Origin of the sequence: Ralstonia pickettii, from assembly GCF_001699815.1 — a bacterium.
GTDB lineage: Bacteria > Pseudomonadota > Gammaproteobacteria > Burkholderiales > Burkholderiaceae > Ralstonia > Ralstonia thomasii.
The window spans coordinates 76,013-97,035 of sequence record NZ_MCGB01000025.1 but is presented as its reverse complement, the minus strand read 5'-3'; the positions used below and the strand labels follow the sequence as shown (position 1 = coordinate 97,035).

Annotated in this window: 24 protein-coding genes and 1 pseudogene; 13 read left to right on the top strand and 12 right to left on the bottom strand. The window is 63.1% G+C overall.

The genetic code is table 11. The features are described 5' to 3' along the window. Nucleotides 1-40 precede the first annotated feature (40 nt). On the top strand, nucleotides 41-733 hold the full coding sequence (locus BEK68_RS03595) for a TerC family protein (RefSeq protein ID WP_012435164.1): 693 nt from the start codon (nucleotides 41-43) through the stop codon (nucleotides 731-733). Here the strand turns inward: BEK68_RS03595 and BEK68_RS03590 are convergent. Beyond that, nucleotides 730-1,731, bottom strand: a complete 1,002-nt coding sequence (locus BEK68_RS03590; RefSeq protein WP_012435163.1) for a threonine dehydratase — start codon at nucleotides 1,729-1,731, stop codon at nucleotides 730-732. The genes BEK68_RS03595 and BEK68_RS03590 overlap by 4 nt on opposite strands. Before the next feature lie 215 nt (nucleotides 1,732-1,946). On the opposite strand from BEK68_RS03590, the gene BEK68_RS03585 reads away from it, so the two are divergent. Both BEK68_RS03585 and BEK68_RS03580 read left to right on the top strand, forming a co-directional pair. Beyond that, nucleotides 1,947-2,741, top strand: coding sequence for a thymidylate synthase (locus tag BEK68_RS03585; RefSeq protein ID WP_012435162.1), 795 nt, complete (start codon nucleotides 1,947-1,949; stop codon nucleotides 2,739-2,741). Between the two features lie 4 nt (nucleotides 2,742-2,745). Beyond that, entirely contained in the window at nucleotides 2,746-3,249 is a 504-nt protein-coding gene (locus BEK68_RS03580; RefSeq protein WP_004629118.1) for a dihydrofolate reductase, read from the top strand. A 64-nt stretch (nucleotides 3,250-3,313) separates the two neighbouring features. Here the strand turns inward: BEK68_RS03580 and pmbA are convergent, their stop codons facing one another. Next, nucleotides 3,314-4,687, bottom strand: coding sequence for a metalloprotease PmbA (pmbA, locus tag BEK68_RS03575; protein ID WP_012435161.1), 1,374 nt, complete (start codon nucleotides 4,685-4,687; stop codon nucleotides 3,314-3,316). Nucleotides 4,688-4,769: 82 nt separating this feature from the next. Between pmbA and yjgA the strand changes: the two genes are divergently transcribed. Further along, nucleotides 4,770-5,387, top strand: coding sequence for a ribosome biogenesis factor YjgA (gene yjgA, locus BEK68_RS03570; protein ID WP_004629123.1), 618 nt, complete (start codon nucleotides 4,770-4,772; stop codon nucleotides 5,385-5,387). After that, nucleotides 5,384-6,031: a molybdopterin adenylyltransferase gene (gene mog / locus BEK68_RS03565; RefSeq protein WP_012435159.1), complete on the top strand. Its 648-nt coding sequence runs from the start codon at nucleotides 5,384-5,386 to the stop codon at nucleotides 6,029-6,031. The genes yjgA and mog overlap by 4 nt, the downstream gene beginning before the upstream one ends. A 7-nt stretch (nucleotides 6,032-6,038) precedes the next feature. Here the strand turns inward: mog and orn are convergent, their stop codons facing one another. After that, the gene (gene orn / locus BEK68_RS03560; RefSeq protein WP_284733015.1) at nucleotides 6,039-6,653 is read right to left on the bottom strand and encodes an oligoribonuclease; all 615 of its coding nucleotides are present in this window, start codon (nucleotides 6,651-6,653) and stop codon (nucleotides 6,039-6,041) included. A gap of 109 nt (nucleotides 6,654-6,762) precedes the next feature. On the opposite strand from orn, the gene BEK68_RS03555 reads away from it, so the two are divergent. From BEK68_RS03555 to BEK68_RS03545, 3 genes are read left to right on the top strand one after another with little or no spacing between them, the layout of a single operon-like run. Next, nucleotides 6,763-8,022: a M48 family metallopeptidase gene (locus BEK68_RS03555; RefSeq protein WP_012435158.1), complete on the top strand. Its 1,260-nt coding sequence runs from the start codon at nucleotides 6,763-6,765 to the stop codon at nucleotides 8,020-8,022. Beyond that, nucleotides 8,019-8,966 carry a ribosome small subunit-dependent GTPase A gene (gene rsgA, locus BEK68_RS03550; protein ID WP_012435157.1) on the top strand — a complete coding sequence of 316 codons (948 nt, stop codon included), beginning with the start codon at nucleotides 8,019-8,021 and terminating at the stop codon, nucleotides 8,964-8,966. The genes BEK68_RS03555 and rsgA overlap by 4 nt, the downstream gene beginning before the upstream one ends. 30 nt (nucleotides 8,967-8,996) lie before the next feature. Continuing rightward, nucleotides 8,997-9,311: a hypothetical protein gene (locus BEK68_RS03545; protein ID WP_012435156.1), complete on the top strand. Its 315-nt coding sequence runs from the start codon at nucleotides 8,997-8,999 to the stop codon at nucleotides 9,309-9,311. Nucleotides 9,312-9,343: 32 nt separating this feature from the next. On the opposite strand, the gene BEK68_RS03540 is transcribed toward BEK68_RS03545, so the two are convergent. From BEK68_RS03540 to rpsP, 6 genes are all read right to left on the bottom strand, one after another. Then, the gene (locus BEK68_RS03540; protein ID WP_004629134.1) at nucleotides 9,344-10,285 is read right to left on the bottom strand and encodes a CobD/CbiB family protein; all 942 of its coding nucleotides are present in this window, start codon (nucleotides 10,283-10,285) and stop codon (nucleotides 9,344-9,346) included. A gap of 107 nt (nucleotides 10,286-10,392) precedes the next feature. Next, nucleotides 10,393-11,097: a CoA pyrophosphatase gene (locus tag BEK68_RS03535; RefSeq protein ID WP_004629136.1), complete on the bottom strand. Its 705-nt coding sequence runs from the start codon at nucleotides 11,095-11,097 to the stop codon at nucleotides 10,393-10,395. 106 nt (nucleotides 11,098-11,203) lie between these two features. Beyond that, nucleotides 11,204-11,590, bottom strand: coding sequence for a 50S ribosomal protein L19 (rplS, locus tag BEK68_RS03530; protein WP_004629138.1), 387 nt, complete (start codon nucleotides 11,588-11,590; stop codon nucleotides 11,204-11,206). A 73-nt stretch (nucleotides 11,591-11,663) separates the two neighbouring features. Continuing rightward, a complete protein-coding gene (trmD, locus tag BEK68_RS03525; RefSeq protein WP_012435155.1) occupies nucleotides 11,664-12,452 on the bottom strand; it encodes a tRNA (guanosine(37)-N1)-methyltransferase TrmD in 789 nt (262 codons plus the stop codon). A gap of 23 nt (nucleotides 12,453-12,475) precedes the next feature. Next, nucleotides 12,476-13,030, bottom strand: a complete 555-nt coding sequence (rimM, locus tag BEK68_RS03520) for a ribosome maturation factor RimM (protein ID WP_012435154.1) — start codon at nucleotides 13,028-13,030, stop codon at nucleotides 12,476-12,478. A 133-nt stretch (nucleotides 13,031-13,163) separates the two neighbouring features. Continuing rightward, nucleotides 13,164-13,418, bottom strand: coding sequence for a 30S ribosomal protein S16 (gene rpsP, locus BEK68_RS03515; protein ID WP_004629147.1), 255 nt, complete (start codon nucleotides 13,416-13,418; stop codon nucleotides 13,164-13,166). Nucleotides 13,419-13,563: 145 nt separating this feature from the next. Between rpsP and BEK68_RS03510 the strand changes: the two are divergent. The 4 genes and pseudogenes from BEK68_RS03510 (at nucleotide 13,564) to BEK68_RS03500 (ending at nucleotide 16,164) form a co-directional block, all read left to right on the top strand. Beyond that, a pseudogene (locus BEK68_RS03510) lies at nucleotides 13,564-14,637 on the top strand (PQQ-dependent sugar dehydrogenase). Between the two features lie 193 nt (nucleotides 14,638-14,830). Continuing rightward, the gene (locus BEK68_RS03505) at nucleotides 14,831-15,220 is read left to right on the top strand and encodes a hypothetical protein (RefSeq protein ID WP_012435153.1); all 390 of its coding nucleotides are present in this window, start codon (nucleotides 14,831-14,833) and stop codon (nucleotides 15,218-15,220) included. Between the two features lie 124 nt (nucleotides 15,221-15,344). Next, entirely contained in the window at nucleotides 15,345-15,518 is a 174-nt protein-coding gene (locus BEK68_RS25680; RefSeq protein WP_004629154.1) for a hypothetical protein, read from the top strand. A 190-nt stretch (nucleotides 15,519-15,708) separates the two neighbouring features. After that, a complete protein-coding gene (locus tag BEK68_RS03500) occupies nucleotides 15,709-16,164 on the top strand; it encodes an NINE protein (protein WP_012435152.1) in 456 nt (151 codons plus the stop codon). Here BEK68_RS03500 and BEK68_RS03495 read toward each other — a convergent pair whose 3' ends face one another. The 3 genes from BEK68_RS03495 to BEK68_RS03485 form a co-directional block, all read right to left on the bottom strand. Further along, the gene (locus BEK68_RS03495) at nucleotides 16,165-17,289 is read right to left on the bottom strand and encodes a PA0069 family radical SAM protein (protein ID WP_012435151.1); all 1,125 of its coding nucleotides are present in this window, start codon (nucleotides 17,287-17,289) and stop codon (nucleotides 16,165-16,167) included. It abuts the gene before it with no gap. Between the two features lie 82 nt (nucleotides 17,290-17,371). Further along, nucleotides 17,372-18,991 carry an alkaline phosphatase D family protein gene (locus BEK68_RS03490; protein ID WP_012435150.1) on the bottom strand — a complete coding sequence of 540 codons (1,620 nt, stop codon included), beginning with the start codon at nucleotides 18,989-18,991 and terminating at the stop codon, nucleotides 17,372-17,374. A 64-nt stretch (nucleotides 18,992-19,055) separates the two neighbouring features. Next, entirely contained in the window at nucleotides 19,056-19,553 is a 498-nt protein-coding gene (locus tag BEK68_RS03485; protein ID WP_004629161.1) for an Lrp/AsnC ligand binding domain-containing protein, read from the bottom strand. A 122-nt stretch (nucleotides 19,554-19,675) separates the two neighbouring features. Here BEK68_RS03485 and BEK68_RS03480 point away from each other — a divergent pair, with 122 nt between their 5' ends. Further along, entirely contained in the window at nucleotides 19,676-20,965 is a 1,290-nt protein-coding gene (locus tag BEK68_RS03480) for a D-amino acid dehydrogenase (RefSeq protein WP_012435149.1), read from the top strand. Nucleotides 20,966-21,023: the final 58 nt, after the last annotated feature.

Genomic DNA, 21,023 nt, shown 5'->3' with positions numbered 1-21,023 from the left:
CGGTCAACCAATTTTTATTGTTGTTTGACTTGGAGCCGCCATGGAATGGTTGTCTGACATCTTCACCATGCAGTTTGCTGCCGCGCTGGCATCGATCATCGTCATCGACCTCGTGCTTGCGGGCGATAACGCCATCCTCATCGCGCTGGCGGCGCGCAACCTGCCGCCCGAGTTGCAGAAGAAGGCCATCATGTGGGGCGCCGCGGGCGCCATCATCGTGCGGGCGCTGATGACGCTGGCAGTGGTGTGGCTGCTGAAGATTCCCGGCCTGATGTTGGTAGGTGGATTGGCACTGGTGTGGATTGCGTGGAAGCTTCTGGCTGACGACGGCCCGGGCGGCGATGAACACGGCGCGGGCAGCTCCACCCTGTTGGGCGCCATGAAGACGATCGTCATCGCCGATGCGGTGATGGGCATCGACAACGTGCTCGCCATCGCCGGCGCATCGCACGGCAGCTTCCTGCTGGTGGTGCTGGGTCTGTTGATCAGCGTGCCGGTGGTGGTGTGGGGCAGCGGCGTGGTACTTCGCCTGATCGAGCGGTTCCCGATCATCATCTACGGCGGCGCGGCGGTGCTGGCTTATACGGCGGCGCACATGATCGTGGCTGAACCGGTCCTCAAGCCGTTCTTTGCTGCACAGCCGCCGTTCAAGTGGGCGGTGTATGTGCTGGTGCTCCTGATCGTGCTGGGTGGCGGCTGGCTGGTGCAGCGTCGCCGCCAACAACCCGCCTAAGCCAGGATTGGCTGACCGGCGAGCACGCGCGCCAGCTTGGCGCGATCAATGTTGCCACCGGTCAGCGGCAGGCCGATACGCTGGCCGGCAATCCGCTCGCGCTGCTGCCATGCCCCCGCCAGGGCTGCGGCGGCAGCGCCTTCGGCCACGTTGTGGGTGGTGGAGAAATACAGGCGAATAGCCTCTGCCACCTCGTCATCCGTCACCGCAATGATGTGGTCGACGCCAGCGCGGATCACCTCCAGCGCCTTCGCATCCGGTGTGCGACATGCAAGCCCGTCAGCCAGCAGCGTCGATACCGGCGCCGACACCACGGTCCCGCTTGCGAAAGATTGCTCATAGCATCGCGCATGTGCTGACACGACGCCGACAATGCGCGTCGACAGCCCCAGCGCATCGCGCGCCCGCACCGCCGCGCAAATTCCCGAACCCATGCCGATCGGCACATAGACAACATCCAGCGGCGTGGCCTCGAGGAACTCCAGCCAGTAGCTTGCTACGCCGACGACCAGGTCATCGTGATACGAGGGCACGAAGTGCAAGCGACGTTCAGCGGCCAGTTGATCGGCCGCCTCGCGGCTGGCCTGGAAGTCATCGCCCGCTTCGATGAGCTCTGCGCCGAGCGCGCGTATGGCGGCGTTCTTCTCCACGCTGTTGCCATGCGGCACGACGATGTTGACAGCGATACCGTTACGACGCGCCGCCCATGCAATCGACTGGCCATGATTGCCGCGCGTCGCCGCTATCACACCACGCACCTGCGGCTCACGTTGGCGCAAGGCATGCAGATAAGTCAGCCCGCCGCGCACCTTGAACGCGCCCACTTCCGTGTGGTTCTCATGCTTCACGCACACCGCCGTGCCCATGGCTTGCGAGAGCACCGGCCAGCAGTACTGCGGGGTCGGTGGAATCACCGCATGAACGACGCTGGCCGCAGCGCGCAGATGGCGCAATTCAGCGGCACGGTCCAGCGATGCGGAGGTAGCTATGGGCGACATGATCATTCTCCGGCAGACAATTTGAAGCGATGAGGCCATCCTGCCCGCCCTGCCGCCCCTGGCACATCGACAATTCTGCGCTTTGTCAGTCCAGCCGTTCTGGCGATCCGACCGGGCCAGTTTCCAGACACTGCCGGTACAGTCGACACCGCACCGCTCAAGTTACAATGCGCCTCACCCGATTTCCGACGCCCCGCCTCTTCGCCTGCGCTCGCATGAAGCCTTATCTCGACCTGATGCGCCATGTCTACGAACATGGCACCGACAAAGCCGACCGCACCGGCACCGGCACGCGTTCCGTGTTCGGCCACCAGATGCGCTTCAACCTGCAGGACGGCTTCCCGCTGGTGACCACCAAGAAGGTGCACATCAAGTCCATCGTCTATGAACTGCTGTGGTTCCTCCAGGGCTCGACCAACGTGCGATGGCTGCAAGACAACGGCGTGACGATCTGGGACGAATGGGCCGACGCCGACGGCGAACTTGGCCCCGTCTACGGCTCCCAATGGCGCTCGTGGCCGACGCCCAACGGCGAACATATCGACCAGATCGCCGAGCTGATTGCCCAGATCAAGCGCAACCCCGATTCGCGCCGGCTGATCGTGTCTGCCTGGAATGTGGCCGACATCCCGCGCATGAAGCTGCCGCCCTGCCATGCGTTCTTCCAGTTCTATGTGGCCGACGGCAAGCTGTCGTGCCAGCTCTACCAGCGCAGCGCCGATATCTTCCTCGGCGTGCCGTTCAACATTGCCAGCTACGCGCTGCTCGTGCACATGGTTGCGCAACAGACTGGCCTCGATGTGGGCGATTTCGTCTGGACTGGCGGCGATTGCCACCTCTATAACAACCATTTCGAACAGGTCCAGACGCAACTCGCGCGCGAACCGCTGCCGTTGCCGAAACTGATCATCAAGCGCAAGCCTGAAAGCATCTTCGACTACCAGTACGAGGACTTTGAGATCCTCGGCTACCAGAGCCACCCCGCGATCAAAGCACCGGTGGCTGTGTAACCGTATGACCATCCTGACGCTCATCGTCGCCCGCGCCCGCAATGGCGTGATTGGCCGCAACAACACCCTACCCTGGCGCCTGCCCGAAGATCTCGCGCACTTCAAGCGCACGACCATGGGCGCGCCGATCGTGATGGGCCGCAAAACGTACGATTCGATCGGCCGCCCGCTGCCGGGCCGTCGCAACATTGTCGTCACGCGCAATGCCAAGCTCGAACTGCCCGGCTGCGAGATCGCGTATTCGATGGAAGACGCGCAGCGCCTGTGTGTGGGTGCCGAGCAGATCTTCCTGATCGGTGGCGCGCAGCTGTATGCGGATGCCTTGCCGAGCGCGGATCGACTGATCGTGACGGAGATCGACGCCGATTTCGAAGGCGATGCGCACTTCCCCGCGCCCGACCCAAAGGTCTGGCACGAAGTCTCCCGTGAGACGCACCACGCGGCAGCGCCCAACGATTTCGACTATGCGTTCGTTACCTATGAACGTCCGCCATCGAACGAGCAATAACCGCTGCAGGCAATAAAAAACGCGCTCAGTTTCGAGCGCGTTTTTTTATTTCCGCTGTGGCAATTTATTCGCCGGCAATTGTCATCTGTTCGATCAGGATCGAGCCGGTTTCCTTCGTGCCGCGCACTAGCGCATCCGCGCCGATGGCGACAATCTGGCGGAACATCTCGCCCAGGTTGCCGGCAATCGTGATCTCTTCCACCGGATACTGAATCACGCCGTTCTCCACCCAATAGCCCGACGCGCCGCGCGAATAGTCGCCCGTCACATAGTTCACGCCCTGGCCCATCAGTTCGGTCACGAGCAGACCCGTGCCCATGCGGCGCAGCATGCCGGCAAAGTCATCTTCGGCGGTCGTTTTGTTGGAGAACAGCGTCAGGTTATGCGAGCCGCCCGCGTTGCCAGTAGTCTGCATGCCGAGCTTGCGCGCGGAATACGTCGACAGGAAGTAGCCCTCCACCACGCCGTTCTTCACCACATCGCGGCGCTGCGTGCGTACGCCTTCCTCGTCGAAGGGCGCGCTGCCCATCCCGTTGAGAACATGCGGGTCTTCCTTGATCTGCACATGCGGCGCGAACACTTCCTTGCCCAGCGTATCGAGCAGGAACGTCGACTTGCGGTACAAGGCGCCTCCCGACACGGCCTGCACGAACGCGCCCAGCAAACCCGCAGCCAGCGGCGCCTCAAACAACACCGGGCACTTGCGGGTCGTCAACCGGCGCGCGGACAAACGCGCCAGCGCGCGTTCCGCCGCGTACTTGCCGATCGCTTCCGGCGCGGCCAGATCGTCCGGCGAGCGCTTGGACGAGTACCAATCATCGCGCTGCATATGCGCGCCCGAACCGGCGATCGGCGCGGCGGAAATGAAGTGACGCGAATACGGGTAGCCCGCCATGAAACCGCGCGACGTGGCCAACACGAAGTGCGAATGCTGGGCAGAGATGCTGGAACCATCGCTGTTGCGGATCTTTGGGCTCACGGCAAAGGCAGCGGCTTCAGCGGCGCGCGCGATCTCCACGGCGGCTTCGGCGTCGATCATCCATGGGTGATAGAGCTGCAAGTCTCGCGGGTGCTTCTCCAGCAGTTCTTCTTCTGCCAAGCCGGCGCAATCATCGTCGGCTGTGAAGCGCGCGATGTTGTAGGCGGCCTCGACGGTGGACCGCAGTGCTGCCGGCGAAAAGTCCGACGTGCTGGCGTTGCCGCGCTTCTTGCCCAGCATGACGGTCACGCCAACAATCTTGTCGCGGTTCTGCTCGATGGTCTCGATCTCGCCCTTGCGCACCGTGACCGACAGGCCCTGGCCTTCGGAGATTTCCGTTGCGGCATCAGAGGCGCCGAGTTCGCGTGCAATGCGCAGCACATCGGAGGCCATCTCCTCGAGCTGTTCGCGGCGGTAGGCAAACACAGGGGCGGTCTTGGAATCGAGCGTTTGAGACATAGGCAATAAAGGGAGAAACGGGTGCCGCGATTTTGCCAAAAGCGGGCGGAAGCGCCCATCATAGCAAGATACAATGCGCGCCATGAGCCGAGCATCCCGACACAACCCTACGTATCTGCAACCTGTCGTGCGCACCGACATCGGTGACGAGGACGATCCGGATACGCCCAAGAGCAAATCGCAGCGCAAGCGCGAAGTGAACGCCTTGCAAGACCTGGGCACTGCCCTGGAAGCGCTGCCCAAGGACAAACTCGCGAAGGTGCCGCTGCCCGAAAAGCTGGTCGACGCCCTGCGCGAAGCCAAGCGCACCACCGCCCACGAAGGCAAGCGCCGCCAGATGCAGTACATCGGCAAGCTGATGCGCGCCCTGACCGACGACGAGGTCGAAGCCATCCGCCGCGTGCTGGCCACCTTCGTTGGCGCCTCCAAGGCGGAAACCGCGCGCCTGCATGCCATCGAGCGTTGGCGCGACCGCCTGATCGCCAGCGACGACGCCATCACCGAGTTCATTGCAGCGCACCCGGATGCCGACGTGCAGGCCTTGCGTACGCTCGTGCGCAATGCGCGCAAGGAAGCGCAGCTGGCGAAGCCGCCCAAGTCGTCGCGCGAGTTGTTCCAGATGGTCAAGCAGGCCCTGTCCGGCAACGACCGCGACGAAGATGACGCCGATCAACCCGAAGCCGAAGACGACGAAGCATGACAGCCCCTGCCTCCTCCGCGCCGATCACCCGCCGCCACCCCGACGAACTGATCGTTGGCTTTGTGTCGATTTCGGACCGCGCCTCGGCCGGCACCTATCAGGATGAAGGGATTCCTGCGCTGCGCGACTGGTTTGGCGCCGCGCTATCGTCGCCTTGGCAATGCGTGGAGCGGCTGATTCCGGACGAACAGGCGGCGATTGCCGAAACCCTGATCGACCTCGTCGACCATGCCGGCTGCGATCTGGTGCTCACCACGGGCGGCACCGGCCCGACGCGCCGCGATGTGACGCCCGAGGCGACGCTGGCTGTCGCCACCAAGGAAATGCCGGGTTTTGGCGAGCAGATGCGCCAGATCAGCCTGAACTTCGTGCCGACGGCGATTTTGTCGCGTCAGGTGGCGGTGATCCGTGAAACGCCGTCACGCGCCACCCTGATCATCAACCTGCCCGGTCAGCCGCGCGCCATCAAGGAAACGCTGGAGGGCTTGAGGGATGTGGAGGGCCGCGCCACGGTGCCAGGCATCTTTGCAGCCGTGCCCTACTGCATCGACCTGATCGGCGGCCCGTACGTCGAGACGCACGACAGCGTGGTCAAGGCCTGGCGGCCCAAGCACGCTGTGCGCGCAAAACCGCAGCAGGTTTAATGCTTACTTACGGGGCGACCGACGATGCCAGTGCTTCAGCGTCGGGCGTTTGCGGCACATCGCGGATGAAGTGCTCGCGGTAATAGCGCAGTTCTTCGATCGATTCGATGATGTCTGCAAACGCCGTGTGCCGCTGGTGCTTCGTAAAACCCTTGGCAATAGCCGGTTGCCAACGCTTGCAAAGTTCCTTGAGCGTGGAGACATCCAGATTGCGGTAATGGAAGTACGCCTCCAGCTTGGGCATGTAGCGGGCCATGAAACGGCGGTCCTGGCAGATGGAGTTGCCGCACATCGGCGACTTGCTCTTCGGCACCCACTTCTTGAGGAATGCCAGAAGTTCCGCTTCCGCTTCCGCTTCCGTCGTGGTCGACGCCTTGACCTTGTCGATCAGGCCCGAACGGCCGTGCGTGCCCTTGTTCCACGCGTCCATGCCGTCAAGCAGCTCGTCGGACTGATGGATCACCAGCACCGGGCCTTCAGCCAGGATGTTCAGCTCCGAATCCGTTACTACCACGGCCACTTCGATGATGCGATCGTTCTCGGGGCTCAGACCGGTCATCTCCATGTCGAGCCAGACCAGATTGTTGTCGCTCTTGGCGGCAACGCGGCTGGGGGTCGACAGGGATGTGGCGGACAGGGAAACAGGGGTACTCGCGGGGGTGCTCACTCAAGGGCCTTGAGAAAATGACTGAAGGCTATAATTTTCGCATATCTGATAGGTGTTTCCCCACATGCCCGCCTTTACCGCTGTCTTCCTGATCGCCCTTGTATTGATGTCCGCCACGCGCCTGTGGCTGGCCGCGCGGCAAGTCCGTCACGTGGCGCGTCACCGCGATGCCGTGCCTGCGCAGTTCGCCGAGTCGATCACACTGGACATGCACCGCAAGGCCGCCGACTACACCATCGCCCGCACCCGTCTGGCGATGCTCGAAGTACCGGTTCAAGCCGCCCTACTGATCGCGCTGACGCTGCTCGGGGGGCTGAACTGGATCAACCAGGCTTGGCTGGGCGTGTTCGGCCCCGGTTACGCGTATGGCGTGGCGCTGATCGCGTCGGTCATCGCGATCAGCAGCGTGGTCGAATTGCCGTTTTCGCTGTACGCCCAGTTCGTCGTCGAAGAGCGTTTTGGGTTCAACCGCATGACGTTCAAGCTGTGGCTGGCCGACAACCTCAAGGGCCTGGCCATCGGAACCGTGCTGGGTCTGCCGCTGCTGCTGGCAGTGCTCTGGCTGATGGACAAGATGGGCGCGTACTGGTGGCTGTACACCTGGATCGTGTGGATGGCGTTCATGCTGTTTGTTCAGGCCATCTACCCCAACGTCATCGCACCGCTCTACAACAAGTTCACCCCGCTGCAGGACGAGGAAATGCGCTCGCGTATCGAAAGCCTGCTCAAGCGCTGCGGCTTCGCCAGCAAGGGCCTGTTCGTGATGGACGGCAGCCGCCGCAGCGCCCACGGCAACGCCTACTTCAGCGGCTTTGGTGCGACCAAGCGCATCGTCTTCTTCGACACGCTGCTCGCCCGCCTGAATCCGTCCGAAATGGAAGCCGTGCTCGCGCATGAGCTGGGCCATTTCAAGCGCCATCACATCACCAAGCGCATCGCCGTGACGTTCGTGCTGAGCCTGGGTGCTCTGGCGCTGCTCGGCTGGCTGATGACGCGCACGTGGTTTTACCTGGGCCTTGGCGTCGCTCCGAACCTGTTCTCCGACAACCACGCGCTGGCGCTGATGCTGTTTTTCCTAGTGCTGCCGGTGTTCACGTTCTTCGTCTCGCCGCTGGCGAGCCTGTCGTCTCGCAAGGACGAGTACGAAGCGGACGCCTTTGCCGCCGAGCACGCCGACGCCAATCAACTTGTCTCGGCGCTGGTCAAGCTGTTCCAGGACAACGCATCGACGCTCACGCCGGACCCGGTCTACTCAACGTTCTACTATTCGCACCCGACTGCATCGCAGCGCGTGGAGCGCCTCGTGCAGGCTCGCGCGGCATGACGCGCGGCAAACCGGGCCGCGCCCATAAGCAGGCTGCCACTGGCGAACACGGGCTCGTCATCGCCGCGCACGGGCGCCATTACCTGGTCGAACGCGACGGGGGCGGTTTCCTGCAATGCTTCCCGCGGGGCAAACGCAGCGAATGCGCCGTGGGCGATCGGGTGGTCTATGAAGCCACCGCCGTCGACCAAGGCGTCGTGGTGCGTGTGGACGAGCGCCGCAACCTGCTCTATCGCTCCGATCAGTTCAAATCGAAGGTGCTGGCCGCGAATTTGGATCAGGTGATCATCATGCTGGGCACCGAGCCGAGTTTTTCGGAAGACCTGCTCGGCCGCGCGCTCGTCGCCGCAGAATCCCTGGGCATCACCCCGCTGATCCTGCTCAACAAAATCGATCTGACCGCGCGACTGGAGACGGCTCGCTCACGCCTGGCGCTCTATCGAGACCTGGGCTACACCATCGTGGAACTAACCGTGCACGGCGCGCCGGAAGCCGCGCATGCCGCGCTCGAACCGCACGTCGCTGGGCGCGCTTCGATCCTGATCGGGCAATCGGGCATGGGCAAGTCCTCGCTATTGAATCTGCTGATTCCGGGCGTGGATGCGCAAACGCGCGAGATCTCCGAAAAGCTCGACTCCGGCAAGCACACCACCACGTTCACGCGGCTCTATCACCTACCCGCAGATTGGGGCCAGGGCGGCATGCTGATCGACTCGCCGGGCTTCCAGGAATTCGGCCTGCATCACCTCAGCGAAGGGATGCTGGAACGCGCCTTCCCCGAGTTCCGCCCGCGCCTGACCGAGTGCCGGTTTTATAACTGCCGGCACCTGCAGGAACCCGGCTGTGGCATTCTGGGCGCGATGGCCGAGGGCAAGATCGATCCACGCCGTCACCAGCTTTACGCGCAATTGCTGCACGAATCGGAACAGCAGAAGCCCTGGTAAGGGCTTCGCCATACGCTCGTGGAGGGTGGGATGAAGTTGCTGATCAGCAGTCCATCGCTCGGCATGGCGGCGCACTGGCAGAACGTGCTGTCTGCCGCCGGTATTCGCACCGAGCTGCGCAACATCTACTTGAGCAGTGTGGCGGGTGACGTCCCGCCGCAGGATTGCGCTGCGCAGGTCTGGCTGGTGAACCCGGCGCAGGAAGCGCAGGCCCGCGCGCTGCTCGATCAGGCGCAGCACCCGCCGACCGGGCCGGCATGGCGTTGCGCACATTGCGGAGAGAGTCACGAGCCGCAGTTCGCCCAGTGCTGGCGCTGCGGCAACAACCGCGAGGATGCGGCGTGATTGATCGTTCGGCGACTAAGCGTCGTGCCGCATCAGCCGAGCCACACGGCAATCGACAGCATCGCCAGCAGCAGCATCCACAACACCACGGCGCGCCACACCAGCCCCACAGCTGACTGCAAGGTACGCACGTTCGGCTCCTGCCCCACTTCCATGGGATAGGCGCCATCCTCGTCGGCAATGCTATCGGCCGAATCGCGTTGCGGAATGGGCGTGCCAAGACGCACGCCGAGCGCGCCACCGCCGGCCGCCAATAGGATTCCATTCACTTCGTCATTCCACTTGGCAGCGCGGTTGCGCCAGGCGTACACGGCATCTTCGAAGTTGCCGACGATGGAAAAGCCGATCGCAGTGAGACGCGCAGGGACGTAGTCGATGATGAAAAACGCCTGACGGGCAAAGAGACCTAGCGCGGGGCTACGCTCCGTCGACGTATCGCTCCAGTGGCGAGCGAGGTATTCAGCGCCACGGTATAGCACCACACCCGCCGGCCCGATCGGCACCAGGAACCAGAAGAACACACCGAACACATGACGATGCGCCGCAACAATCGCGCACTCCAGGGTATGGCGGACGATCTCATTGACCGGCATGTCGGTCGTGTCCTGCCCCGACCATTCGTTGAGCAGCAGGCGCGCAGTGACAACGTCATCGCTGCGCAGTGCCTCATGGATATCGGTGAAGTAGTGACTGAACTGGCGGAAGCCGAGCGTCAGGTAAACCATCAGGACGTTCCACAGGAACGCCAGCCCAAGACTGATCGACGACAGCAGGTAGTGCACCAGTGCCACGACCACCACGGCCGGCAGCGTGACCACGCACCAAGCGAGGACGGCATCGCGACGAAGGCCGGTGTCGAACCATTCTTCTGCCCGCGCAGCCAGTGCGCGCACGACGTCGTAGATCGGGTTGTCCCGGCTGAGCGCACGGAACTGTTCGAGAATCAGCGCGCAGAGTACGGAGAAGAAAGTCATTGGAAGGGCGTTGCGAAGGCGTGGATCACACCGTGAATGCGATGTGCAAGACGATAGCACACAGCGTGCGCGCAACAGCGCACAGGGTGCCCATATTCGCGTCGGCGCTACGCTGCCAGCAGGTGATACAGGTTGCGCAGCATGCCCGCCGTCGCGCCCCAGATGAAGTGGTGGCCAGAGTCAGGCGCTTGGTCAGATCGCCCAGATCGCCGGTAAGGCATCGCATAGAAACGACGCACGCGGTCTTCCCACCGCAGCTCGCGCACTTCGTGGTTGGCCGGATCCATCAAAAAGGCCAGCGGCACTTCAAACACCTCCGCCACTTCACTTGGGTCGGGTTGCAGCGTGAAATCGGGCGCGAGCAATCCGACAATTGGGCTCACATGGAAACCGGTCCCGGTGATGTAGTCGGGCAAGCGACCGATCACTTCGATGTGTTCGGCACTAATGCCGACCTCTTCCATCGTCTCGCGCAGCGCCGTGTCGACCATGTCACGGTCAAATTCTTCGCGTCCACCGCCCGGAAAGCTGACCTGGCCGGCATGTTGGCTAAGCGATGCATTGCGTTGCGTCAGCAGCACCGTCAGACCCGCCTCGCGCTGCACCAGCGGCACCAGCACCGCCGCCTCGCGCAACTTGAGCGAAGCGTCGATCAGGCGGGATTCGTCCGTCTGTTCCGGTTGCCAGTCGGGCTGCGTCTGCAGCCGCTCGCGCACGAACTCGGCGGTCAGCCGCGGGAGCCCGAGCGCCGGCAATGATGCCTCGGTCGGCACCACCGGTAACTGCTCAGGGTCGAACACGGGACGGCGCATACGATGGGAATGAATGAGTCGAGGGCGGAAGACATAGATGGGGTCAATCTTCCGCCGCAGAAGAGAAAAAAGGCACCCGAAGGTGCCTTTTCGCAACGCGCGCAGATTACTCCGCAGCGGCTTCCTTGCGCTTGAAGGTCAGCTTCTCCTTGATGCGTGCCGACTTGCCCGAGCGTTGGCGCAGGTAGTACAGCTTCGCACGGCGCACATCACCGCGACGCTTCACTTCGATGCTGGCAAGCAGCGGCGAGTACAGCTGGAACGTACGCTCCACGCCTTCGCCAGAAGAGATCTTGCGAACGATGAACGACGAGTTCAGGCCACGATTGCGCTTGGCAATCACGACGCCTTCATACGCCTGCACACGCTTGCGGGTGCCTTCAACGACGTTCACGTTGACGATCACGGTGTCGCCAGGGGCGAACGGGGGGATCGTCTTGTTGGCCGTCAGGCGCTTGATTTCTTCCTGCTCGATTTGCTCGATGAGATTCATCTTTTTCTCCTTGACCATCATGCCGGCGTTTTGCCCAGTCGGTTGACCGTGGCCCCGGTAGAGGATGGGAACTTCACTTGGCCGAGCCTTCCGGTATGGAAGGCTCTGACCCCTTTGCCGTTATCGCCGCGGCAGCGAGGAAGACCTCATCGCTGCGGGACAACAAACCCTGCTTGCGCGCCGCCTCGATCAGATCGGGCCGCTTGCGCATCGTGTTCACCAGCGCCTGCTGGCGGCGCCATTTCTCGATCTCGGCATGGTGGCCACCCAGCAGCACATCGGGCACACGCACACTTTCGTACTCTTCCGGCCGCGTGTAGTGCGGGCAGTCGAGCAAGCCGTTGACGAAACTGTCTTGCACCGCCGACTGTGCATCGCCCAGCACGCCGGGCAACTGCCGCACCACGGCGTCGATGATCGCCATTGCTGCAATCTCACCGCCGGAGAGGACGAAATCGCCAAGGCTGATTTCCTCATCCACGCGGCGGTCGACCAGACGTTGATCAATCGCTTCGTAGCGTCCGCACAGCAACGTGAGCGCCGGCAACTGCGCCAGTTCCATCACCCGCTTGTGCGTGAGCGGCTTGCCTTGCGGCGACAGCAACACCACATGCGAAGCCGCCGGCGCTTGCGCCGCTTGAATCGCATCCAGCGCGGCCTCTAGCGGCTTCGCCAACATCACCATGCCCGGGCCACCGCCGTACGGGCGGTCGTCCACGGTGCGGTAGTTGTCCGTCGTGAAATCGCGCGGGTTCCAGGTGCGCAACGTGTACACCTGCTGTTTGGCTGCGCGGCTGGTGATACCCCAGTCCGTCAGCGCCCGGAACATGTCCGGAAACAGCGAGACGACGTCGAACTGCATCGCCGAATTCTCCGGCCGCATGTTCAGTAATCCAGACCCCAGTCGACGACGATGCGCTTGCCTGCGACATCCACCGACTTCACGTAAACCTCGACAAACGGCACGAGCCGCTCGACCTCACCTTCACCGACGATACGCAGGATTTGATGCGCACCGTTGTCGATCAGGCCTCGCACCGTGCCAAGCGTTTCCTGTTGCTCGTTGACGACCGTAGCGCCGATCAGATCGACCCAGTAAAACTCGTCATCATCCGGCTCGGGAAAATCGGCCCGGCTGACCCACACGGCATAGCCGCGCAGAGCTTCGGCGACATTGCGATCGGGTGCGGCAGGCGAACCCGCCACCACCGTGCCGCTATGCTCACGCGACGTGCCAACGGGAAACACCCGCCAGTCCGCTGACGTTGCCAGTGCGCCAGCAGCCGGCTTGAGCCACCAGGTACGGGCATTCAGCAGCGCGTCGGCGTCGCCGTGCAACTGGACCTTGATCCAGCCGCGAATACCGTAGGCCCCACCCACATAACCCACCTCGACGAGATCGTCGGGGAGCGTCGGGTTGGTGCCCGTGCCCGGGCGCATGGCTTGCAGCCGTTCGGCAACCTTTTGCGAGGTTGCCTGCGTTGCAGCAGCCACAGGACCGGGCCGTGTCGATGCGGCGCGCGTCACAGCAGGAAGTACTCGGACGGCACCGTCGATCGACGCATGCTAAAACTTAGGCAGCCGCCTTCTTGGCGCCTTGCTTCACCAGACGGGCAACCGTCGGCGACAGCTGTGCGCCCACGCCTTCCCAGTAGGTCAGGCGGTCTTGCACGATGCGCAGACCTTCTTCGCCTTCACCGGCGAGCGGGTTGTAGAAACCGACGCGCTCGATGAAACGGCCATCACGGCGGTTACGCGAGTCGGTCGCAACGATATTGAAGAACGGGCGCTTCTTGGAGCCACCGCGGGCCAGACGGATCACGACCATGGATCTTTTCCTTGAAAAACTGGGTATGCGTACAGAGAAACGCGCAAGTATAGCGCAGTTTCTCCGACCAAACAAACACTTAGGCTGGGCGAGAGTGTGCGCCCGATGGCACGCGTGACGCGCAGCGTACTTGATTCCAGCCGTTGTGCTTGCCGCTTGGCTTGATGCGGTGCCCGCAGCACTCGCCGCTCTACCGATCGAGTCACTCCGTGTACCGCCCGGATTCCATGTCGAAGTGCTCACCGACGCGATGCCCGCTGCACGTGAAATGGCGCTTTCTCCGGCCGGCATTCTCTATGTGGGCAGCCGCGCGGGCAAGGTCTACGCGATGTCGTTGCTGACGCCAAACGCACCGATCCATGTGGTGGCGTCCGGACTGCAACTCCCGGTTGGCGTGGCATGGCGTGACGGCAACCTTTATGTGTCGGCAGTTTCACGCGTGCTGAGGCTCGACGGCATTGACAGCCGGCTCGGCAATCCGCCGGACCCGGTGATCGTCAACGACAAGCTGCCGACGGAAACGCATCACGGGTGGAAATTCATTGCGTTCGGGCCGGACGGCAAGCTGTATGTGCCGGTGGGCGCACCTTGCCACATATGCCGCCCCGATGAGAACCGGTACGCCAACCTCATGCGCATGAACGCCGATGGAAGCAGACTGGAACTCGTGGCGCGAGGCATCCGCAATACGGTCGGCTTCGACTGGCACCCGAGTACGCACGAATTGTGGTTCACCGACAACGGCCGCGATCTCATGGGTGACGACGTGCCAGACGACGAACTGAACCGCATCACCAAGCCCAATCCGCACTTTGGCTATCCGTTCTGCCACGCCGGCGACATTCCGGACCCCGAGTTCGGTGCCGGACATCCGTGCTCAGACTACACACCACCGGCCGCGAGGCTCGGGGCCCACGTAGCGGCATTAGGCATGCGCTTTTATACGGGCAGCAGCTTTCCGCCGGAATACCGAAACAATGTCTTCATTGCGTAGCATGGTTCGTGGAACCGATCATCAAAGGTGGGCTACCGCGTCGTGCGCGTCGTTCTGGACGCCGCCGGCAATGTCACGAAGCAGGAGCCGTTCGCCCAGGGCTGGCTGCAAGGCGAGAGAGCCTGGGGACGCCCCGCAGATGTGCTCGTGGCACCGGACGGCAGCCTGCTGGTCTCCGACGACTTGGCGGGCGCGGTGTATCGCATCCACTACACCGGAAAATGATCTTAACGTCGCTCACCGCTCGAGCAAAGCGTGCGCGAAACATCTCGTTACATGGGTAACGTTCGGACAGTGGATGCCCGCTGAGTGAAGCCTTACATTGACAGGCATGAACACGCGCTGTCGATCTCTCTTGCAACTGCCAGAAGCACGCGGCGCGTGGCGCTTTCAAATCCTTGCCCGACAGGAGATAGCCATGCCGATCCGCGCATTGCTTCGCCCCTTGGCGGCAGGCGTTCTGATCGTCGCCTCTGCGGGCGCTGTGGCTGCCAACGCATCGGCGCGTCAAACCGCCGTCGCCTTCGCAGAATCCACCATGCCCGCATGGACGCAAGCGGCACAGACCATGCCGCAAGAGCGTCCGCTGGTGGCGCAATTCTTCGCTGACAGCCGGGGCGAGCAGGCCGCCCGCATCCGCGCGCAGATGGAACGCATGGAAGCGCGCGCCCGGGCCGACGATCGCCTCAACGGTCGGATTCAGCCCCGCGACGGCGGCGGCCGCGGAGACTGGCAGCAGCAGGAACGCATGCGTCAGGAACGAGGAAACGGCGACCAAGGCAACTGGCACGGCTCGCGCCGGGGCTGACGCGCCGCTCCCATATTTCACATCCCGGAACTTGGCGGGAACGCCTGAGTCGGATTGGATGGCACGTGTACGCGGTTGATGCGACCGTGCCATCACACCAATCACAACGACAACAGGTGCTTCAATGTCATTCCCTCGCCGCCGCCATGTGCGGCTCATCCTCGGTCTGGTTTGGACCACGGCATTCATGCTGATGCTGGCTCACCTGCTTTACGGCGTGCGCGACCAAACGCCTCGACTGCAGCAGGATTCGACGGTTTCGATGAGCGTGCCGTCGCTGCGTCCGGTTCCGATTTAGTGACCCTGCCACTCCCGCCGCAAACGCTACGCAGCGTTGCGCGCCTCCGGCCAAACTGACGGCCAATTCCCCAAGTTGCTGATGCGTCTTTAAGACGCGCTCCCGGCGCCGCCGTTTGGCTGCGCCGCGGTTGACGTTGGGCGTAGAATGCGCGGCGCTGTGTTGTCTTGCCGTGTGTTCACCGCCCGCTATGCCTACGACCACTCTTCAAAAAAAATCCAAGCTGCTGACCGTGCTGCTCGCCTTCCTGTTCGGAAGCGTGGGCGCGCATCGTTTCTATCTCAAGGGCGGACGCGATTTCTGGGCATGGTCGCAGGTCTTTGCCATGGTGCTCGGTGTGGTCGGCGTGGCGTTGCTGTGGTCGACGCAGCGCGCGAGCGTCCCGGGCTGGGTCTGCGCGATGATCGGCGGATCTTCAGTGTTGGCCGGTTACCTGTCAGCCCTCGTCTACGGCCTGCGCCCCGACGACAAATGGGACGCACAATTCAATGCCGACGGCACGCCTACACATTCGGGCTGGCCTGTCGTACTGCTCAGCGTTCTCACGCTGATGATCGGCACGGGCCTGCTGATGGCCGGCTTGGCCATCACCTTCCAGACCTATTTCGAAACGCAGGTGCAGGCAGCGAAAGAGCTGTCGCAGTAGTCAAAACAAACTGCCCTGGCGCTCGTCGACCGGCTTTCGCGGTTTGAGGGCACGCGTGGGCGGCTTGAACTGCGAGGTGTCGAGCACCCGTTCGTTGTAGCGGTGGTAGCTGAAGCCGAGCCTGTCGGCGGCCTTGTAGAAACGCTGCCGCAACAAGTCGGCCCAGATGCCGGTGCCCCGCATGCGCGTGGCGAAATCCGCTTTGTAATCGTGCCCGCCGTGCAGATCGCGGATGCGATTCATCACGCGTTGCGCGCGGTCGGGGAAATGCGCCATCAGCCAATCCTGAAACACCGCGTCCAGCTCGTTTGGCAAGCGCAGCACGATATAGCTCGCGTACGTGGCGCCTGCCTCGTGCGCGGCTTCCAGAATCTGCTCCATGTGGTCGTCGGTGATGAAGGGGACCATCGGGGCGACGCTGACACCCACCGGAATACCCGCCTCTGCCAGCGTGCGAATCGTGCGCAGGCGGCGCGATGGCGTGGCAGCGCGGGGCTCCAGCTTGCGCGCCAGATCAGCGTCGAGCGTGGTGATTGTGACGGCGGCTACGACGAGATTCTTCGCCGCCATCGGGGCGAGCAGATCGATGTCGCGCTCGATCAGTGTCGACTTGGTGATCAGCCCGACAGGGTGATCGCAATCGTGCAGCACCTGCAGCACGTCGCGCGTGATGTGCAACTCGCGCTCGATTGGCTGATACGCATCGGTGTTCACGCCCAGCGCAATCGCTTCGCAGCGGTAGCCGGGCTTGGCCAGCGTTTCGCGCAGCACCTCCGCGGCATTGGTCTTGGCGAACAGCTTGGTCTCGAAGTCCAGCCCGGGCGACAGCTCCAGATACGCATGCGTCGGCCGAGCAAAGCAATACACACAACCATGCTCGCAGCCACGATACGGATTGAGCGAGACCCCAAACGGAATATCCGGCGACTGGTTATGGCTGAGGATGGAGCGCGCACGCTCGATGGAGACGCTGGTCTCGATGCGAGGCGGCGCGTCATCCGGATCGAGGTGCCCGACAAGCGGTTGCCAGCCGTCATCGACGCGCGTGCGCTCGTCGCGCTCGAAGCGGCCTTGCAGATTGGAAGTGGCGCCGCGTCCCTTGCGGGGGACGTGGCGATCGGACATATCGGACACAGCGGGCCAGAATGGATGCGGGGGCTCGCTGATCCTATCGCATACGCTCCCGCCGCGCTGCGGGTGACGCCTGCTACGCCTCGGGATCGAGCTTCACTTCCCAGAGCGATTTGCCGTCGAGATCGTGCAGCGATACGTGCATCGTGCGCGTGATCGGGTCGATCTTGGCGCGACCGTAATACTGCTGCAGCGCCGCGGGCGACTGGTTCTGCGGATTGTCCTTTGGAATGCTGACGTAGCGCACGTCCGGTCCAAACGTCTGGTCCACTTCATTCGGTCCGAAGGTGCCCGCGTTGATGGGGCCGCCAACGAACTCCCAGAACGGTTTGAAATCCGTGAACTTGGCGCGCGACGGGTGGTAGTACGTAGCCTGCGCGTAGTGCACGTCAGCCGTCACCCAGACCACGTTCTGGATGTTTTCCTGCTTGATGAAGCGCAGGATCTCGGCCAACTCCAGTTCGCGGCCCGACGGCATGCCGTCATCCGCATTGGCCCACGCTTCATAGGTGCCCTTGGGCACATCGGGGTTCAGATCAGGCACCACCAGCGAGATCGGCATGTCGCTGGCAATCACCTTCCACGTCGCCTTTGACTGCTTGAGCGATTGCTTGAGCCACGCCGCCTGTGCCGGGCCGAGGAAGGCCGAATCGGCATCCAGCCGGGTCTGGCGGTTCGGCGAATTGCGCCCGCGATAGCTGCGCTCGTCCAGCATGAATACGTCGAGCAGCGGGCCGTACTGGAACGCGCGGTAGATCTGCTCTGGGTCGATCGGATTGAAGCGGAACGGGTTGTACTCGAACATCGCCTGCTTCGCGCGGGCCGCCAGCAGCGATGCGCTGCGCTCCTGATAGCGCTTCTCTTCCGGGCCGATCTGCTGGCCGGGGTACCAGTTGTTGCGCACCTCGTGGTCGTCCCACTGCACGAGGAACGGCACTTCGGCGGAAAACGCGCGCTTGTTCTTGTCCAGCTGGTTGTAGGCAAAGGCGCCGCGGTAGTCGTCGAGCGTCTGTGCAACGTGCGATTTGGCCTCGGTAACGAGGTTGGTCCACAGCGCGCCGTCGGGCAGTTTCACCTCGGCCTGGATCGGGCCGTCGGCATAGATCTGATCGCCGGAGTGGATGAAGAAGTCGGGCGATTCGCGGCGCATTGCCTCATACAGACGATAGCCGCCGAAGCGCTCGTTGATGCCCCAGCCTTGGCCGGCCTCGTCGCCAGAGAAGACAAAGCAGATGGGGCGATTGGCCTGCATGGGTGCCGTGCGGAAGCGACCGGCAACCGGCTCGCTGAAGGCCTTGTCGTGCACGAGGTCCTGGAAGCGCACGCGGTAAAACAGGTCTGCGCCGGCTGGCAGGCCGTTCAGGTCGACCCGAGCTGTCAGGCCGTTGCTTTCAAGGGCCGCGGGGCCGATGCGACGCGCGACGTTCTTGAAGGCGGCGTCCGTCGAGTATTCGACGATCATGCGTGCCGGACGATCGGTGCGGCTCCAGACGATGGCGCTGCCGGCCGTGATATCACCGCTCATCACGCCGCCTGGCACTTGCGGGCGCAGGCGCTCGGACGTCATTGCGGCCGGTGCGGCGCCCTGGGCCAGCACGTCGCCGATACGCGAGCTGAGGAGCGCGGTGCCGCTGGCGGAAACGAGGCCTTTGATCAGCGTGCGGCGGGTCGGCTTGAAGATCGGCTGGTCGGACATGGGGGCTCCGGTGTCGGTGATGAACGTGCCAGCCAGCGTAGGGGGCTTCCGTGACAACGCTACGTCACCCGCCCGCTTCCGTCACATCGATGGCGAGCGTCTCCTTGATCTCCTCCATCACGATGTAGCTCTTGGATTGCACTGCGCCGGGCAACTGGAGCAGGATGTCGCCCAGCAAGCGCCGGTATTCACTCATCTCGCGAATGCGCGCCTTGATGAGGTAGTCGAAATCGCCGGAGACGAGGTGGCACTCCAGCACCTCGGGAATGCGCAGCACTTCGCGACGAAACTGTTCGAACATGTTGCCGGATTTGCTGCCCAGGCTGATCTCCACAAACACCAGCAGCGAAGCGCCCAGCATGGCGGGGTTGAGCCGCGCGTAGTAGCCGAGGATGAAGCCCTCGCGCTCCAGGCGCTTGACGCGCTCGATGCACGGCGTAATGGTCAGGCCGACCGCCTCGGAGAGTTCCTTCATCGACAGGCGCCCGTCCTTTTGCAGCAGGTCGAGAATCCGCCGATCGAGCTTATCGAGGGCCCGGACTGGCTTACGCTGGGTTCGCATGGTCAAAAATGCCTCAGAATCAAAGTTGTTTCTGTTTCCCGCAAATATACAGAAACAATTACTGGAATTGTACGAATACGATAGCGACATCTATCGCAAATTCATCTCCGGGGAGTATCACCATGCGCGTGCTCGTTCTTGGCAGCGGCGTGATCGGCGTGACGAGCGCCTATTACCTGGCCCGTGCGGGCCATGAAGTCACTGTCGTCGACCGCGAAGCGGGTCCGGCGCTGGAGACGAGCTTCGCCAATGCTGGCCAGATCTCGCCGGGCTATGCGTCGCCGTGGGCCGCGCCTGGCGTACCGCTCAAAGCCATCAAATGGATGTTCCAGCAGCACGCGCCGCTTTCCATCCGCCCCGACGGCACGCTCTTCCAGCTCAAGTGGATGTGGCAGATGCTGCGCAACTGCGACGCCGCCAGCTACGCGCAAAACAAGGAACGCATGGTTCGCCTGGCCGAGTACAGCCGCGACTGCATCCGCGACCTGCGCGCCGACACCGGCATCGCCTACGAAGGCCGCCAGCAAGGCACGCTGCAAATTTTCCGCACCCAGCAACAGCTCGACGGCGCCGCGAACGACATCGCCGTGCTCGAGCGCGCCGGCGTGCCGTACGAACTGCTTTCGCGCGAAGACCTCGTGCGCAGTGAACCGGGCCTGGCCTCGACCCGCCACAAGCTGGCCGGTGGCTTGCGCCTTCCCAATGACGAAACGGGCGATTGCCAGCTCTTCACCACGCGCCTGGCCGCGATGGCGGAAAAGCTCGGCGTGCGCTTCCGTTTCAACAGCACGATCAACAGCCTCATCTTCAAGAACGACGCCGTCCGCGGGGCGCTGGTCGACGGCCAGCCGATCGACGCCGATCTCGTGGTCGTGGCGCTGGGCAGCTACAGCACACCGTTCCTGAAGAACCTGGTGAACGTGCCGGTCTACCCGCTCAAGGGTTTCTCGATCACCGTACCGATGACAGATGCGGGGAAGAGCCCCGTATCCACCATCCTGGACGAGACCTACAAAGTGGCCGTGACGCGCTTTGACGACCGAATCCGCGTGGGCGGCATGGCGCAGATTGTCGGCTACGACAAGCGCCTCGACCCAGGCAAGCGCAAGACGCTGGAGTTCGTGGTCAACGATCTGTTCCCGGGTGCCGGGGATGTCTCGCGCGCGACGTTCTGGACCGGCCTGCGCCCGATGACGCCGGACGGCACGCCCATCGTGGGCCAGACGCCCGTGCGTGGCCTGTGGCTCAACACTGGCCACGGCACGCTGGGTTGGACCATGGCCTGCGGCTCGGGCAAGCTGCTGTCGGATCTGGTGTCGGGCCGCTCGCCTGCCATCCGCTCGGATGACCTTTCTGTGTATCGCTACCTGGGTGGCACCCAGATGCCGGCAACCAAGCCTGCGCTGGCCTGATCGCCTACGCTGCATGCGATAAAAAAGGGAGGCAGGAGCCTCCCTTTTTTTTTTCCGG